Below are 16,159 nucleotides of genomic sequence, written 5' to 3'. Positions count from 1 at the left end.
TTCTAGAAGCGGCCCAGATTGCCGTGCGGCTCGGCCATGGCCACGATCACCTTGCGCGGCCCCTTGAACGGCGAGCGCGCATGCGCCACCAGCATGTTGTCGAGCATCAGCACGTCGCCCTCCTCCCACGGGAAGGCCACCGTCTCCGCATCGAGCACGGCACGCACCTCGTCGAATATTTCGTCGCTGATGGTCGAGCCATCGGCGAAGAAGGTGTTGCGCGGCACGTTCTCGATGCCGTAGATTTCTTCGAGCACTTCGCGCTCCTCGGCCTCGCGTGCAGAGATATGGAACAGGTGAGCCTGGTTGAACCACACCCGCTCGCCCGTGAGGGGATGCGTCTCCACGGCCTGGCAAAGCTGCCGGGTGCGCAGGCCGTCGCCGTCCTTCCATTCCCACGAGATACCCGAGCGCTCGCAGAAGGCCTGGACTTTGGCGCGGCTTTCGGTGTTGAACACCTTCTGCCATGGCACGTCCATCTCGCCGAAGTTGCGCACGTACAGGATGCCGGGCTCGAAGCGCTTGCGGATGTGCCCGGGCATGCGGCGGTAGACCGCGCGGCTGTCGGCAATGGGTGTCTCGCCGCCTTCGGGCGACGCGGTCACGCAGTGGAACCAGATCTTCATCGGCCACTCGCGCGTGTAGGCCTGCTCGTTGTGCAGCGGAATGCTCTGGTGCGCCGGGTATTCGGTCGAGGTGTAGACACCTGCGCCGGTGGAGGCCGACACCGCGGAGCGCGGCGTGGAGGCGAACTCGTACTTCAGCAGCGGATGGCCGAACGACGAGGCGAACTGCTGGAAGGTCTCCACCGCCGGCACCGAGAAGCCGCGCAGCAGCACGCCGCCGGCAAGCAGCAGCGACTCCTCGATCTGCGGACGCAGGCGTTGCACGGCCGAAAGCAGGTCTTCGCCGGCATGCGCGGGCGTCATGAGGACGGGCAGGTCGGAGCCGGCGGGCGCCTTGCTGCGCACGAAGCGGGTGAGCGTTTCATTCATGTCGATTCCTTGGCACGCCACGCGAGCGCGGCGGCATAGCCCGTGGGCGCATCGAGCGCCACGGCGTGAAGGCCGGACCACTCGGGAACGGCGCATTCGAGGACGTATCGCCCCTGCACGCCGGAATGGATGCCGATGGATTGAAGGTGCTCGGCCACGCCGACGCCGACGGCTTTCAGCACCGCCTCCTTGCCGACCCAGCGGCTGTAGAGGGCCTGCAGCGGGTCGCCGGCTTCCTGCAGCGCGCGGCGTTCGCTGCCGGTGAAGGCGAGCGAAGCGACGGCCTCGATATCGACGTCACTCCTGCAGGCCTCGATGTCGATGCCCACGGCGCTCACCACGCGGGGATCGGCGAGCGCGATGAGCGCATGGGCGCCCGAGTGCGAGACGTTGAAGAGCGGCGCATCGCCGCCGGCCACGTCGAGGAAGGGCTTGCGGTGCGGGCCCGTTGCGAACCGCACATCGGCCGGCTGGCAGCCCACGCGCCGGGCAAGCAGGCCGCGAAGGGCCGCGCGCGTGGCGGTGAAGCGCACGCGGTCGGCGCTGCGCGCATACCTGTCGGCCTGCGCGCGCTCGGCGAGTGCCAGCAGCTGGCGCTCGGCCGAGACATCGGCGTCCAGGTCGAGGTCGAGGCGGTGGACCTCGATGCCTGCGGGGAGCGGGTCAGGCCAGGACACGAGGCCCATGGCGCTCTCCTGCAACGGCTTGGCCAAGCCGCTCGATGAGTGCGGCCAGGAATGCTGTTTCGTGCTGCCGGATGAAGAAGTGGCCGCCGTCGAACCAGTCGAGCGTGAAGACACCGCCCACCTCGGCCGACCATGCATGGACGGATGCCGCGTCGATGTCGTCCTCGCGCCCGGCAAAGACATGCACGGGCATGGGCAGCGGCGCTTCTTCTTCGCGGTACCGGAAGCTCTCGCACACGCGGTAGTCGGCACCGAGCATGTCGAGCGTGATGCGCATGAGTTCCGCGCTTGCGAAGGCTTCTTCGGGCGTTCCGCCCTGCTTGCGCAACTCGGCCGCGAGCGATGCGTCGTCGGTCTTGCCGGCGAAGCGCGCGGGATCGCGCCGCGAAGGTGCGCAGCTGCCGGAAGCCAGCAGCGCAAGCGGCAACGGGCGCCCCATCGACCGCAGCCGGCGGGTGATGCCGTAGGCCAGCAACGATCCCATGCTGTGGCCGAAGATCGCGAAGTTGCCGCGCAGCGCCTCGGCCTGCTCCGCGCAGACCTGCGCGACGAGCTCATCGAAGTTCCGGACCAGCCGCTCGGACAGCCGGCCACCGCGGCCGGGCAGCTCCACGGGCACGACGTGGACCCAGCGCGGCAGCAGCCGCCGCCAGCGCAGGTACATCGTTGCGCTGGCACCCGCACACGGCAGGCACAGCAGCGAGGCGCTCGCGTCCATGCGCGTCAGCCAGCCGTGGTTTGGGCTGCAGTTCCGGTCGCCGGGTTCTGCTGCGCCATCCATTCGCGCAGCGAGCGCGGACGCATGTCGGTCCAGTTCTGCTCGACATGGGCCAGCACGGTCTTCTTGTCGCCCTTGGCGCCCTCGACCGCCGTCCATCCCTTCGGCACGGCCTTCCAGTGGGGCCAGATGGAGTACTGGTCTTCGTGGTTGACCAGAACGATGAAGGTCTCGTCTTCGCGATCGAAGCAGCTCGTCGACATGGGTGCGTCCTTGTGCGGTTGAACAGGGTGAAAGGCGATCAGGTGGCCAGGCGGCCATCTCATCGCTCCTGATCAACAAGACGTTTCAGGACGCGATCTGTTCACTACTCCTTGGCGGCCGGTGGCACCAGTCCGGCCAGCAGCCACAGCCGGGCGGCTCTGTCGTAGGCCTTGCGGTGCAGCGGATCGGCAAGAAGCCAGGCCGTCATCTCGGCGCGCGCCGGGGCATCGAAGCGCTCGTGGTCGTGCTCGCGCTGCACCCACTGCCATGCGGTGCTCCAGATGGGATCGTCCTGTTCTTGTGTCATGCGTGAAGGATGTGATGCATCACGCGACAGTACATCGGCACGCCGCGCGGGAGTTAAGGCTTTTACCCTACACCAATCCCGCAAGCGTGCGAAGGCTCAGTCGTCCTCGAGCAGGCGGCCGCATTCCTTGATCGCCAGCGCCGCCTCGGCAATCAGACCGTTCACCAGTCCGAGCGCGCATCCCAGGCGCTGCGCAATCTCGCGCTGGGTGAGGCCCTCGAGCCGGTAGAGCTCGAACACCAGGCGCGTGCGTGCAGGGAGCCCCGCGAGCACCTTGTCGATGGCCTGGATCGCCTGGCGTTCGCGCATCAGGCGATCGGGCGAAGGCGGGCCGGCCACGTCGAGCGCTTCGACATCGACATCGAAGCTGCGGTAGTTGGCCTCGACGGTGTGGCGCCGGCAGCAGTCGAGCGCGACATTGCGCACCACCTGGCAGCAATAGCCGATCGGCCGGTCGGCCTTGCGCACGCAAGGGCCGTCGGTGATCTTGAGGTAGGCGTCCTGCACCACATCGTCGGCCAGCTCCGCGGTGCGAACGATCCTTCGCGCCACGCGCAGGAGCTGGGCACGGTTCGCGATGAAGACCTCCGCGAGCGTGGGCTCCGAAAGATGCAGCGCGCTGTCGACCGGCTCTCGCATCATGCGAGGCGGGGCGCGGACCGCCCGGGAGAAGGTCGGGGAGGATGCAGACACATCAACATGAAGGCGGTGCTCCTGAAGTTTTCAATACAAATGAGAATTATTACTACTTGTGGCTACAAAAAAACCCGATGTCCCGACCTCTTCTTGCTCCATATCCATTAGACGTTCGAGCACGCAAAAGCGAGACAGGCGGGCGCCGGAAATCGGCCGGTCCGCTCATCGATGGTGGAGCGCTTGCATGACGGCAGGATGATCGGGCCCACCCTGCATCTAGAATTCCGCCCCTCTCTCCGATCCCGTCCCCATGAACATCGTCGTCAACGAAGAACTCAAAGCCTATATCGATCCATTGACTCCGGAGGAGCACGAAGCGCTGGAACGCAGCATCCTCACCGAAGGCTGCCGCGACGCGCTGGTGCTGTGGGGCGATGTGCTGGTGGACGGCCACAACCGCTACGGCATCTGCCAGAAGCACGGGCTGCCGTTCCAGACGGTGCAGAACACGCGCTTCAAGACCATCGAGGACGTGCACCTGTGGATGATCGACCAGCACCTCGGCCGGCGCAGCATCTCGGACTTCCTGCGCGGCGTGCTGGCGCTCAGAAAGAAGGACATCGTCGACGAGCGCCGTGCGCGTGCGCTGGCCGAGACGGCGCAGCCCGACGACGGCGCGCCCTTCGACGCCGACACGCCCGCTGCCGAATCGCCCGCCGAATCGCCCGCCGAGAGCGCCGCGGCCCTGCCCTCGCCCGCTCCCTTGAGCAGCCGCGAAGCCATCGCGAGGGCCGCGCGCCTGAGCAGCAACCAGGTCGTGATGATCGAGAAGATCCAGAAGCAGGCCGCACCCGAACTGGTGGCGGCCGTGAAGTCTGGCGTGATCTCCATCAACACGGCGGCGGCCGTGGCCAGCCTGCCTGCCGAAGAGCAGGTCTCGGCGGCGAACGCGGGCAAGGACGAACTCAGGCAGGCCGCCAAGCGGGTGCGCGAGGCCAGGCGCAAGCCGCGCGAGGCATCGGCCGAATCGGACACGGCCGACCAGCCCGCAGGGCAGCAGCTCGACGCCGTTCAAATGCTGGAACGGCGCGTGGCCGAACTGACGGCCGAGAACGACGGCTTGCGCAGGCAAGTCGCCGAACTGCGGGCGCAGTTGGCTACAGCCGGATCTCCGTGATCTTCGCGCCCGACAGCGAAACGCCCGCCTCGAGCCCCACGTTGGTCAGCACGAAGCCGACCACGGGCTGGCGCAGCGTGTTGGTGTCGATGCTGCCGTTCGCGCCGATGGTTGCGGCGGCCACGGTGGCATCGGCGCCCGCCGTCCATCCCTTGCTGTTGCGGAACTTGTCGAGCGCGGCCTGCGTGGTGAACACATAGATCACGGCCTTCGACTGCGCGCCGGCCTGGAAGCCGATCGAGCCCGCGGTGGTGCTGTAGTAGGCCTGGGTGCGCCCGTTCACGCGCAGCGCGCCCCGGCCGTATTCGGCACCGATGCCCATGCTGGCGCCGACCACGGCAGGAAACACCAGCACGCCGCTGGACGAGGAGACGACCTCGCGCGAGCCCTTGACCGAGTCGTACAACTTGGACAGTGCGGCGTCGACCTGGGCATCGATCGATGCACGCGATGAAGCGGTGCTGGCATGGTCCTGGGGCCGCGTGGTGGTGCAGCCCACCACCGCGGCGCCGCCCACTGCAACGGCACACGCGAGCGCAAGGTTTCTGAACTGGATGGATCGCATGACGCTCTCCTTTACTGGCTGGAACGATGGAAAGGCCGAGGCGCTTTCTTCTTTCGCGGCCCTCGGCAGCCTGTTCGAACAGCCATGCTAAGACGGCAAAATACCGCTGGAGCCGACTTGGGAAAACGGCCTACGCGAAGTCGAGCCATTGGCGAACGAGGGCCCGGCGTGGGGAAACTACCTTGTCGGCATGGCACCTGCAGCCCGGCCACCCGCGGCTGCGGCGGCGCCTGCGCGGCGTGGAAGAATGAAGCTCCTTCTTCCAGCGCCGCCAACGCAGGCGGCCCCGACCCCATGCCCCAGCCCACTGAAGACCGGATCACCGAAGCCGCCATCGTGGAGGCCGCCCACGCGCTGCGCGCGCCGGCCGTTCGAATGCTCGAGCAGCTCGTTGCGCATCCTTCGCTGCTGGGACACGAGCAAGGCGCGCAAGCCTTCATGGCCGAGACCTTCACGAAGCTGGGCCTGCGCGTGCACCAGTTCGAGATCGACGAGCAGAAGATCCGCCAGCATCCGGGCTACTCGCCCTCCATCGTTCCGTACGAAGGGCGCACCAACGTCGTGGGCATTCACCGGCCCCGCGGGCCGCAGAAGGGCCGATCGCTGATCTTCAATGGCCACATCGACGTGGTGCCGACCGGCGCCGAGCTGCTCTGGAAGCACCCGCCCTTCCAACCCGTGATCGAGGGAGACCGGCTCTACGGCCGCGGCGCGGCCGACATGAAGGCCGGCATTGCGGCCTACACGATGGCGTATGCAGCGCTGCAGTCGCTCGGGCTCGAACCGGCATCGCCGGTGTTTTTTCAGTCGGTGGTGGAAGAGGAGTGCACGGGCAACGGCGCACTGGCCTGCCTGGTCGAGGGCTATCGCGCCGACGCGGCCATCATCCCCGAGCCGCTCGGCGGCGTGATGACCTGCCAGATGGGCGTGCTGTGGTTCGCGCTCGAGGTGCTGGGCAAGCCGGTGCATGCTTCGGTGGCCCAGACCGGCGTCGGCGCGATCGACTTCTCGCTGTATCTTTTCTCTGAACTCAAGAAGCTCGAGCAGCGCTGGAACGAGCCCGCCAACCGCTATCGCAGCTACGCGCACCATGCGCATCCGATCAACTTCAACCTCGGAAAGATCCAGGGCGGCGAATGGGCTTCGTCGGTGCCCTCGGCCTGCCTCAGCGACATTCGCATCGGCTTCTATCCCGACATGAACGTGGCCCGCGCCAAGGCCGAGGTCGAGGCCGTGCTGGCCGCCGCCTACGCTGCGCATCCGGCCCGCGAGAGCCTGCGCTACCGGCTGATCTACGAAGGCTTCCAGGCCGACGGCTTCGACCTCGGCCTGGATTCGCCGATCGTCTCCGAGCTCTCGAAGTGCCACCAGGACATCGTCGGGCAGCCGCTCGAACCCACGGCCTTCACGGGCACGACGGACGCGAAGTTCTTCAACATCTATGGGCAGACGCCCGCGGTCTGCTACGGCCCCACGGGCTCCAGCATCCACGGCATCGACGAGTGGGTTTCCATCGACAGCCTGGTGCAGGTGAGCGCCGTGCTGGCGGTGTTCATGGCGCGCTGGTGCGGCGTCGAGCGCGTCGATTGATCGATCGAGACCGAAGAAGAAGCGTCGTGTCACACCCGCGCGGCGAAGCTCGTTTTACGATGCAGCCACGCCGTTCGCGTGGACGGCCCGGACCCGCAAGGAAAGTGAATCAAAAAGGATGCATCCGCTGAATCTCGCGCTCTTCGATGCACTTGCGGCGGGCTTTTCTCCCTCGCCCGCGGTGCTTCAACTGGCATCGGCCATCGCGCTGGGTTCGTCGTGGGCTTGCGCAGCGGTTCTGGCCTGGGCCGCGTGGCGGCGAGTTGCGCAGCGGCCTTGCGTGCTGGCGGTGCTGGCCGCCGGAGGAGCGGCTTCCCTGGTCTCGCAGGAGATCGCTGCCTCCGTGGGCATGCCCCGTCCCTTCATGATGGGGCTGAGCCCTGCGCACGTTCCCCACGGCCTGCGCGCGGGACTGCCCAGCACGCATGCCTCGGTGATGTTCACCATGGCCTTCGTGCTGCTGCTGCGGCGCCCGATGCGCGACGTCGGGCTCGTCATTCTTGCCGCCGCCGTGGCCACGGGCTGGGCTCGCATCCATGTCGGCATTCATTTTCCGTTCGATGTCGCGGCGGGCGCGCTGCTGGGTGCGGCCATTGCCGCAGCGCTGTTTGCGATGCAGGCGATTGCGCCGAGGCTCGCGCCCCAGGCTGCGGCAACCCTGGCGCGGCCGTTGCGCGCCTTGGCTGACGGCAGGGCCGGGCCATGCCTGGTGATGGTGTTCGTGCTCGTTGCCGCGTGGGTCGGCTCGAATACACCCGGCATGGTCGGGCCGGGCATGCTGGAAGAAGACGGGCCGGTCGAGAAAGGCACGGTGCTCTTGTACCTGGCCGCGGTGCTTTGCCTGCCGATGGTTCGCATGACCTCTCTCTCGCGCCTGGACCGCACGGCCATCGGCGTCCTGCTTCTTGCCTTTGCAGCGCGCGAGGCCGATTGGCACCTGGCGCATTTCGGCGCCGCCGGCCTGCTCGACGCGCCCCTTCCGCGGGTGCTTGCTGGTGCGGCCATCCTCGCGCTCATTGCCACCGCAGCCGGATGGCTGGCCAGGCGCGCATGGTCGGCCAGCCGCGCGATGCGCTCCTGGCGCCAATGGCGCCCGGAAGCCGCCACCTCGCTGACCTTCGTTGCGGTGATCGGGGCGGCGGTCATCCTCGACCAGTTGCCCGCTTCGCTCGCCGGACAGCAGCCGGACCTGCTCGCCGTGGGTTCTTCTTCCGCGGCCTTTCGCAGCTACCTGATGCACAGCTTCGAGGAAATCCTGGAGCTGGCCCTGCCGGTGCTGGCGCTGCTGGCCATCCTGCAAGCGAGACTGGGCGGAAGCCAGGATCCGGCTCCCGGCGGCATCGCGCGCTCGTACGCATAGCGCGCGTGCGTACAGCCCAAAGAAAAACGGGTTGCACCATTTCTGATGCAACCCGTTCTTTGACTGGCGGAGTGGACGGGACTCGAACCCGCGACCCCCGGCGTGACAGGTGAGTAATTGTGGATTTCCCCGGACGTCGTCGGACGGAAAATATCCATACACAGCAATGGCTTACGTCAATTTCTTGTCCACGTTCGTGCGGCTGGATACACTGAAATCCACCGATTTTTAGGACACGGCTAGGACACGGGAATGGCAAAGCTGACTGTGCGTGGCATTGAAGCACTCAAGCCGAAGAACGCCGGCTACAAGATCACGGCTGACCGCGGCCTTTACCTTCGCGTGGCACCGGACGGCACCAAAACCTGGCTTGTGCGGTACGTCGTAGCCGGCAAGCAGATTCAAGCGCGCCTGCCGCGTCCATATGGCAGCACCGGCGCCGACGGGCATATGTCTCTAGCCCAGGCGGTGACCGAGAACGCCCGTATTCAGTCGCTCGCACGAGACGGCATCGATTTTCAGGTGCAGCGCGCCGAAGCCGATCGTGCGGCCGCAGAAGCAAAGGCTGCAGCGGTGGCTGCCAATGCTCCTTTCCGCACGTTGTTCGAGACTTGGCTGGCCGACGGTGTGAGCCGCAAAGACGCCAACGCCGAACTTCGCCGGACTTTCGAGAAGGACGTGCTTCCCACCATCGGAGACACGCCAGTGCGCGAACTCGGCGACGCCCAACTACTCGACCTCCTTCGTAACGTCGGGCGCAAACGCGGACGAGCCCGAACTGCGGAGCGCATGCTGACCGAGATGCGCCAGATGTTCCGCTGGGCCATCAAGCGCCAGCCCTGGCGTTCGCTGCTGGTCCATGGCAACCCGGCCGAGTTGGTCGAACTGAAGCAAGTCGTACCGCAAGGCTACGAGCCGGGCATCCGTGAACGCACCCTTTCTGCCAATGAGATCAGGGAGCTTCGCGACATCTTCGCCAGCATGGCGGCCACATACGAGGCTGCGAAGGACAAGCGGGTCGCAGACAGGCCGGTACAGCGGGAAACGCAGCTCGCTTTGTGGGTCTGCCTCGGGACCGGATGCCGCATTGGCGAGCTGCTTCAGGCCCGGTGGGAGCACATCGACCTAGAGAAGGCGACCTGGTTCGTTCCTCGCGAGAACACCAAGACGCACGTTGACTGGCAGGTCTATCTCTCCGAGTTCGCACTGCGGCAGTTCAAGGCGCTGCATGAACTGACCGGCAAAGCCGATTGGTGCTTTCCTGCCAGCCAACAGGAAGGCCACGTCTTCGTCAAGAGCGTCAGCAAGCAGGTTGGCGATCGCCAGACGCGGTTCAAGAACCGCAAGCCACTCGCGCATCGGAGGAACGACGACTCGCTGGTGCTGGCTGATGGCAAGAACGGCGAATGGACGCCGCATGATCTGCGCCGAACCGCCTCCACCATGATGCAGGCGCTGCGCGTCAGCCCAGACGTGATTGATCGATGCCAGAACCACGTGTTGCCAGGCAGCAAAGTGCGCAGGCACTATTTGCATCATGACTACGCCGAAGAAAAGCATGAGGCATGGCGGCTACTCGGTCAGCGCATCGACGCGATCTTGACGGCCAACAACGTATTGCCGCTGCAGCGGGCGGCTTAGCCGGGAGCTGCGGCAATCGGGCCACGGCGACGCCCGGCCCGTGCTTACAACGCCATAGTTGCCAATAGATCCCGAACGCCACACTCAATGGTTCCCGGTGACCGGAAACCCGCATGAATGCTTGCTTTGAGGACCCTGGACATCGTAAGCGATGGAGCCTGCACAGCACTGCCGGATAAAATCGATCCCAACATGAACACAATGCCATTCATCCTGCGGGTCAGTGCTGGGTATGCGCGGGGCGTTATCGACCGGTCACAAACGAGTGACGACGACGAACCGCTTCCTGCGGTCGTGTCGACCGACGTGAATGGCTACCTCATGGAGCGGGTGACGCGGCTCACAAAGGTCGCACAAGAAACGACTGACGACAACTGAAGGCCCAAACCAGATGCGGCGCGTTTACCCGACCGAGCGCCGCACACGCACGCGCCGGACGACTGTATCGACCAACGAAAGGAAGCGATGACGGCCATCAGACCAACCGATGGTGTAGGAAGCCCAAGCACAGGCTTGATGCCGCTCGTTCTGCGCGTTGCTTCGGTGCAGGCGACAAGCGGGGACAGGGCCTCCTATGCGTCCCTGGACGAAGACGCCCTACCGCAAATCGTCGCGGTGGACAGCCAGGGCTGCGTCGTGTCGCGATTGACCAAGCTCACCGAAGTTAAGAGCGAGACCACCGATGACACGTGAGCGGGCTGTTGAGCGCGCCAGCATTCCCTTTCTGGTTCGCCGGTCCGAGCCAATCCCGCCGTCGGCTGCTCGCCGCCTGCGTTATGACCCAGTTCGGCAACTGTCGCAGGTAGAGGTGAATGGTTGCTGGATCGATGCTGCTGACGCACCTACGGCAGCGGCGGCCGGCACTCGCCTGACACGGGTCAATGCCGAGTCGACGGATGACGAATGACGCTTTCGTTCTCATCGTCAGCACAGTCGCCGACGTTGCCACCGATGAAGTTGTACGGCAGCTGGCAGCCCGTTCGATCCCGCATCGACGCCTAAACACCGAAGAATTCCCGTTCTCAAAGTCGGTAACGCTTTCGTACGGTGCGACATCCACCGTCGGGCTCCTCATCGACGGGCAAGCACTTCCACCGCCCACCGCAATCTGGTATCGCCGCCTCCGATCGCCTGCAAAACCTGAGTCCATGGAGGACGGCATCTATGAGTTCTGCCTGCGCGAAAGCCGGGCTGCGCTGCTCGGTGGCATGCTCAGCCTGCGTGCGCGATGGATGAGCCATCCGGCGGCCGTGTGGCAGGCGGAGAACAAGCCCTATCAGTTGTCAATCGCGCAGGAGCTCGGCTTCCGCCTGCCTCGCACCGTCATCACCAATGACATTGCCGCCATATGTGCCGCCGCTGAAGACTTTGGCCGCATGGTGGTCAAACCAGCGCGCACGGGGCATGTGGTTCATGGCGGCGTCGAACGTGCGATCTACACGTCTGAACTTCTGCTCGAGCAATTGGAGGATTTGCAAGGCGCGGAGCTAAGCCCCGCGATCTATCAAGAATTGGTACCGAAGCGGTTCGATATCCGCGCGACCATCGTCGGCCGCCAGATCTTCGCGGCAGCGATCGACTCGCAATCCGATCCCGCTGCAGCCGTGGACTGGCGCCACACAGACAACCCCGAGCTGCCTCACCAGCGGGCGACGCTGCCTGACGATGTGCAACGACGCTTGCTCGAGTTGATGGACCGGATGGCGTTGAACTTCGCAGCCATCGACTTGATTCAAACGCCACAGGACGAGTTCGTCTTCCTGGAGGTAAACCCGAGCGGCCAGTGGCTGTGGCTGGACGACATGCTCGACCTCGGGATTTCCGATGCGGTCGCTCAGTGGCTGGCCGCGGACAACGCTTTATGAAGGCGCGCCTCAACTGCACGGACCTGACGGACTTCGTCTATCCGCGGTTGGCAGGGTCAGCGCGCGCTCGCGATATTCGGGCAAACAGACGCTGGCGCGCTCTTGCCAAAGATGATGAACGGGCAGTCAGCCAGCTCAAGTCTGAGCCGGAGCGGTTGGAGCAATACTCTGCTGAGGTCGACAAACTGCTTGAGCGCGAGCAGTCGCGCAAGCAGAGCGTCGACGCTCGGCTCACCAGCATCGTGGGCCTCATGTCGATCGCGGCGACCATCGTGCTCAGCGGCCTGGTTGCACTGGCCGCCGGTACGCTTCCGGTCACCCCAGGACCGGCTCGATGGATCTTCGCGATCGGCAGCCTGTATTTGGTGCTGCAGCTTTTCGTTGCCCTTTTCGCAGCGATCAGCGGGCTGAGCAGGACCACGCTGCTCGAGGACACTGCCGCCGATCTCTTCGCGTCTGCAAGGTCCGCCGACGGTGTCCGATGGAGGGCGCAGATTTCGCGCAAGCTTAGCAAACTGCGCGACAGGCGCCGCAACGCCGACGCGAAGGTCGACCACATGGCCGTGGCCCATCGTGCCATCAAGAATTTCCTGGTCGCGATGATGTTGGTCGCGATCGCTGCGGCTTGGGTCGCGGTTACGTGGGAGCCGACAACGGTAGCCAAGCAGACAGAGGCTGGACGGATCCAACCGTCGCCAGCGCAATCGATCAACAGCGTATCGCCCGGCCCCGGCGGCGCTTTTGCTGAATCGGTGGCGGGTGGCACTCTCCTGCCGTTGGCGACCACAGCCGGTGGCCTTGCCCTTCTGGCAGCCGGCCTCGTCCTGCTTTTCGCAGGTAGGCCGGTAAGGAATGTCGCCCTTGGCGCGGTTCTGGTGACAGGTGGCACCATGCTCAGTCTGCTCGGTGGAACCAAGTTCGAGCTTCAGCTGGGTAAGTTCGACAAGCTGATCGGCGAGTTGCAGATTCGGCTCTTCGAGCGAGGCCCAGTCCCGACTCCAACTCCTGGCCCGCCGCAGACCCGCGTCGCGCTGGCTCGCATCGCCACGGTCGGACCGTTCCCTGACGCCGATCACGTGCTGGCCGCCGATCGTGTGCTGCGATGCCTGCGCGATGCCCTTGGCCTCGACCTGACTTCGAGGATCGGCGGATGGCAGATCGTTGGTCGCGTGGACAAGCGTCCCTTGAGGATCGAAAAGGCGGCGCTCTATGGCTCGAATCAGGCGTTGGCCATGAGCCGGGCCGTTTGGGTGCGCGACCGAGTGCTCGCCCAAGTTCCGGGCTTCGATGTCGGTAGCAGTGTCGTGTCCGTAGGCGGTGCAGGCCAAGTTGGCCCTCGCGTGGGGGCCACGGAGCTTCAGTCCGATCGCGCCGTCGACATCTATGTCCTGGTCATGCAGCCCGTCGATAAGGACGGCAAGACCAACGTGATTCCGCTGAAGCCGGCGATCTGTCCCTGACAGTTGGCGTGGTGCCTCGGAACCGGCCCTTTGACATGATCACGCCTGTTGCCTGAGCATGGCCCACATATCTCCCAGTTCCGCGTCTGTGAGGCCAGCGAACAGTGATCGATGGGCGTTGATCGCATAGTGAATGTTGCTGCCTTCGCGCCTGTGGCTGTGCGTCTGCAGCCCGGTCCACAGCAGCGCAAGATCTCTGTCTTCGGTCAACAGCACCACGCGCTGCTCCGGAAAGTCGGTTCCCGCGGCGATCAGCAGGTCTAGCGATCGCAGGTCCATCAGTGCGTTGAAGGCGTTCTTATCAGTGAAGTGAAGGCTCGGTTTGAGCAGTCCCTTCGCGGGATTGAGCCCCTGCCGGGCTGATGTCGCGCTCAGCAGCGTCAACATCAGCATCGAGGCCTTCGCAACGTGATGTCGCTCGGCCAACTCGCACAAATCACGCCAGATGCCTGCGCGCGCAACGCGCCCGGTCGAGCCCGCGATCAAGGGCACGGCCTTGACGAGGAAACGCTGCTTGCGCGCGAGGCTTTCTGCGGTGTCACGGATTAAACCCAGCGCGCCCTGCATCACCGCTGCCTTTGGAGGGAAGATCTCCGTCAAAGGCAGCGCCTCCAAGATCTTCGACGAGGCGCGATCGAACAGAGCCGAGAGTTCCTCCTCTTCGGGACTCGCCGTGCCGGATGCGCCTTCCATGGCGTACAGCATGGGATTGATCTTGAGCGGATAACCCGCGGCAAAGTCCAGAAAGTCGTCCCCTTTTCCGGTCTTCACTTTACCGGCCAGGAAGCGACTGCGAATCGCGGCGACAGTGCAGCGGTCAGGCAAAAGCAAAGCATCGGCGAGTGCCAGGCCCGATGGAAGCCAGCCGCCCTGAAGAAGACCGACTACCGTCGAGCCGTAAGTGCTATTGAGTTCTGCCGCGACGCTACGCACACCGTCGGCGTCAAGATCGTCGAAATCACTGCTGGCGACGCGGACACCGGACAGGCGCAACGGAAAGCTGATTGGCTCGTGCAGCTTGAGTCCTGCCAGTTCGTCAAAGCCGAGCGGTTGTACTTCTCCCTCGCTCAGGACAAGTTTCCTATTCGACCCTTCTTCAAGGTACTGCAGGGAAATTTTGGGCATAAAGACCAGTGGCGCGAAGCGCTTGAAATTCTTCTACCTGTTCTTCAGCGTCGGGCTACGCTTCGCGAGCGTCGGCGTTCCTGACGCTGGACGATTGCGCAAGGTTGAACATGTTGGCGCTCGCAATTCACTGATTCTTCGACGCTTGCGTTGATGCCGACCTAGGCGCTGTGGGTTTTGAGCCGGTCACTTTCCGACTGGCATGGACGGCCAATACGTTCTGAACGAAACGAATCCCTGTGGTCCGTGCAGCAAATGCGGTGACCAGGTACTGACCCAGAAACCAGACTGCGGAGATGTACATGCGCGTGGAATCGATGCCGCTGAAGTACAAGACCAGCGGCAACGTTGGGACGAGCAGCAGCGACATCGCGGCGATGTCGCGGAACAGAAGATAGTTCTTGTGGCTGTCCACAACAGATGCATCGGAATCGACCTGCTTGTACAGGCTATACCATTTCGAGTTCTGATCTCTTTCCGCAGTTGGAAACTCGCCCACGTTCTTTTTCAGCTTTGCGAGATCGATGCGATGGTCCGCCGGCGCATGCACGGAGAATGCCCGCGCGCCTGGCAGCGGGTGTTTGATTCGCCAGAACACCAGGATCGCCTTGTGGTCGGACGAAATGAGCGACGAAAGAATCAGAACTGGGATGGGCAACAGCGCCGTCAAGCAGGTGCGGATGACGGCTACTTTCGTGGGCGTAAGGTCGTCAATCGCGGTGTGGAATGCGATGACCAAGAGCACAAGGACATCCAGAACGAGCGTCGCTACGAGCCATGCAAGGTTTCGGCCCTTCAGCGTCTTGCTGCTGTAGTCCTTGGTGTCTTTCATCCGTTGTACTCCGTGGTGACTGTGTAATTGCCGTTCTCCGACACCTTGAACAGAATCCAGCCATCTTTGCGCGTAGTCAGGCAGCGTCGGCGTCGGTTGGTGTTGGACACCAGTACGCCATGATCCGCTGCCGCGTACTGATACTGCGGCTTCTGCGTGGTATGGACGATGGACTTGTCCGAAACGACGATCGCCTGTGGCGCGAAGTAATCGAATATGCGCTGGCAGTAGCCATTCGCCCGGCCGTGATGCGAGGCGACCAGCACCGTTGTGCCAGCCAGCTCCGCGCGAAAGGCCGGCTGTTCTAGCAGTGCCAGCCAACCATCTTCTTCCAGGTCGCCAGGAAACAGAATCTTGAACGGACCGAACTTGAAGAACACCACGAGGCTCAAGTTGTTCGTGTCGTAAAAGCGCGGGTACGGATTGAAGAACGTGGTCGCCGCGATCCCGCCCATACTCTGGTCGAACGGGGCATCGAGAGGATGCACATAGTCGTTGTGAAGTGTCAGGTACCGTTCGATGTCATCGGTCAATTCGCCGCTTGCTTCCTTGATGATTCTCAAGGCGCCCGGCGACACACTGCGATTCCTGTAGAAGGACGACACGGCAATGCCTTCCCGCCACAGATTGTTCAGGTCGCTCATGTGGTCGAGATCGGCATTCGTGATGAACAGGTAGTCCAGCACGTCGCGCCGCAAGTAATTCTTGATATAGGTACTCGGCTTCCAGCCGGTCATCCCATTGTCACCCGAGTCGATCATCGCCAAGCGGCCCTGCACGCCGTACTCGGATTCATGGGTCAGCATGGCGCACGCGCCGTGTTGCACGTCCCATATCTGCAGGATCATGGTGCCAGGCATGCTGTCCTTCAGTACACCGCGCTGTGCAGCTCATTCGGGGTAGCACGGACGCTTGCGCCTGCTGACGGCGCATACGGT

18 protein-coding genes are annotated in these 16,159 nt (G+C 64.2%); 8 read left to right on the top strand and 10 right to left on the bottom strand.

Features of this window, described 5'->3' with window-relative positions; translation table 11 throughout:
- Positions 1-2: 2 nt before the first annotated feature.
- From AC1DSC_RS19055 to AC1DSC_RS19030, 6 genes are all read right to left on the bottom strand, one after another.
- Positions 3-995, bottom strand: a complete 993-nt coding sequence (locus AC1DSC_RS19055) for a TauD/TfdA family dioxygenase (RefSeq protein WP_369663207.1) — start codon at positions 993-995, stop codon at positions 3-5.
- Positions 992-1,681, bottom strand: coding sequence for a 4'-phosphopantetheinyl transferase family protein (locus tag AC1DSC_RS19050; RefSeq protein WP_369663208.1), 690 nt, complete (start codon positions 1,679-1,681; stop codon positions 992-994). The genes AC1DSC_RS19055 and AC1DSC_RS19050 overlap by 4 nt, the downstream gene beginning before the upstream one ends.
- Positions 1,659-2,399 (bottom strand): thioesterase II family protein, encoded by a 741-nt coding sequence (locus AC1DSC_RS19045; RefSeq protein ID WP_369663209.1) that lies wholly within the window; start codon positions 2,397-2,399, stop codon positions 1,659-1,661. Before AC1DSC_RS19045 ends, AC1DSC_RS19050 begins: the two co-directional genes overlap by 23 nt.
- Before the next feature lie 5 nt (positions 2,400-2,404).
- Entirely contained in the window at positions 2,405-2,662 is a 258-nt protein-coding gene (locus tag AC1DSC_RS19040; RefSeq protein WP_369663210.1) for an MbtH family protein, read from the bottom strand.
- A 104-nt stretch (positions 2,663-2,766) separates the two neighbouring features.
- Positions 2,767-2,970 carry a hypothetical protein gene (locus AC1DSC_RS19035; RefSeq protein WP_062366144.1) on the bottom strand — a complete coding sequence of 68 codons (204 nt, stop codon included), beginning with the start codon at positions 2,968-2,970 and terminating at the stop codon, positions 2,767-2,769.
- A 96-nt stretch (positions 2,971-3,066) separates the two neighbouring features.
- Complete coding sequence (locus AC1DSC_RS19030; RefSeq protein ID WP_062366142.1) at positions 3,067-3,612, bottom strand: sigma-70 family RNA polymerase sigma factor; 546 nt, start codon at positions 3,610-3,612, stop codon at positions 3,067-3,069.
- A gap of 304 nt (positions 3,613-3,916) precedes the next feature.
- On the opposite strand from AC1DSC_RS19030, the gene AC1DSC_RS19025 reads away from it, so the two are divergent.
- Positions 3,917-4,783, top strand: a complete 867-nt coding sequence (locus tag AC1DSC_RS19025) for a ParB N-terminal domain-containing protein (RefSeq protein WP_369663211.1) — start codon at positions 3,917-3,919, stop codon at positions 4,781-4,783.
- On the opposite strand, the gene AC1DSC_RS19020 is transcribed toward AC1DSC_RS19025, so the two are convergent.
- A complete protein-coding gene (locus AC1DSC_RS19020) occupies positions 4,764-5,348 on the bottom strand; it encodes a BPSL1445 family SYLF domain-containing lipoprotein (RefSeq protein ID WP_015866532.1) in 585 nt (194 codons plus the stop codon). The genes AC1DSC_RS19025 and AC1DSC_RS19020 overlap by 20 nt on opposite strands.
- Before the next feature lie 294 nt (positions 5,349-5,642).
- On the opposite strand from AC1DSC_RS19020, the gene AC1DSC_RS19015 reads away from it, so the two are divergent.
- From AC1DSC_RS19015 to AC1DSC_RS18985, 7 genes are all read left to right on the top strand, one after another.
- Positions 5,643-6,938: an ArgE/DapE family deacylase gene (locus AC1DSC_RS19015; RefSeq protein ID WP_369663212.1), complete on the top strand. Its 1,296-nt coding sequence runs from the start codon at positions 5,643-5,645 to the stop codon at positions 6,936-6,938.
- Between the two features lie 118 nt (positions 6,939-7,056).
- Entirely contained in the window at positions 7,057-8,298 is a 1,242-nt protein-coding gene (locus AC1DSC_RS19010) for a phosphatase PAP2 family protein (RefSeq protein WP_369663213.1), read from the top strand.
- A gap of 252 nt (positions 8,299-8,550) precedes the next feature.
- Positions 8,551-9,939, top strand: coding sequence for a tyrosine-type recombinase/integrase (locus tag AC1DSC_RS19005; RefSeq protein WP_478131905.1), 1,389 nt, complete (start codon positions 8,551-8,553; stop codon positions 9,937-9,939).
- A 201-nt stretch (positions 9,940-10,140) separates the two neighbouring features.
- Positions 10,141-10,317: a hypothetical protein gene (locus AC1DSC_RS19000; RefSeq protein ID WP_478131904.1), complete on the top strand. Its 177-nt coding sequence runs from the start codon at positions 10,141-10,143 to the stop codon at positions 10,315-10,317.
- A 138-nt stretch (positions 10,318-10,455) separates the two neighbouring features.
- Positions 10,456-10,632 carry a hypothetical protein gene (locus tag AC1DSC_RS18995; RefSeq protein WP_478131903.1) on the top strand — a complete coding sequence of 59 codons (177 nt, stop codon included), beginning with the start codon at positions 10,456-10,458 and terminating at the stop codon, positions 10,630-10,632.
- A gap of 203 nt (positions 10,633-10,835) precedes the next feature.
- The gene (locus tag AC1DSC_RS18990) at positions 10,836-11,804 is read left to right on the top strand and encodes an MvdC/MvdD family ATP grasp protein (RefSeq protein ID WP_478131902.1); all 969 of its coding nucleotides are present in this window, start codon (positions 10,836-10,838) and stop codon (positions 11,802-11,804) included.
- Positions 11,801-13,264 (top strand): hypothetical protein, encoded by a 1,464-nt coding sequence (locus AC1DSC_RS18985; RefSeq protein ID WP_478131901.1) that lies wholly within the window; start codon positions 11,801-11,803, stop codon positions 13,262-13,264. Before AC1DSC_RS18990 ends, AC1DSC_RS18985 begins: the two co-directional genes overlap by 4 nt.
- 39 nt (positions 13,265-13,303) lie before the next feature.
- Here AC1DSC_RS18985 and AC1DSC_RS18980 read toward each other — a convergent pair whose 3' ends face one another.
- From AC1DSC_RS18980 to AC1DSC_RS18970, 3 genes are all read right to left on the bottom strand, one after another.
- Complete coding sequence (locus tag AC1DSC_RS18980) at positions 13,304-14,389, bottom strand: hypothetical protein (protein WP_478131900.1); 1,086 nt, start codon at positions 14,387-14,389, stop codon at positions 13,304-13,306.
- Positions 14,390-14,516: 127 nt separating this feature from the next.
- Positions 14,517-15,221 carry a hypothetical protein gene (locus AC1DSC_RS18975; protein WP_478131899.1) on the bottom strand — a complete coding sequence of 235 codons (705 nt, stop codon included), beginning with the start codon at positions 15,219-15,221 and terminating at the stop codon, positions 14,517-14,519.
- Complete coding sequence (locus AC1DSC_RS18970; protein ID WP_478131898.1) at positions 15,218-16,069, bottom strand: ComEC/Rec2 family competence protein; 852 nt, start codon at positions 16,067-16,069, stop codon at positions 15,218-15,220. Before AC1DSC_RS18970 ends, AC1DSC_RS18975 begins: the two co-directional genes overlap by 4 nt.
- Positions 16,070-16,159: the final 90 nt, after the last annotated feature.

The sequence above is a fragment of the Variovorax sp. 01N425 genome, assembly GCF_056399465.1.
This window is presented reverse-complemented; position numbering and strand designations above follow the sequence as displayed.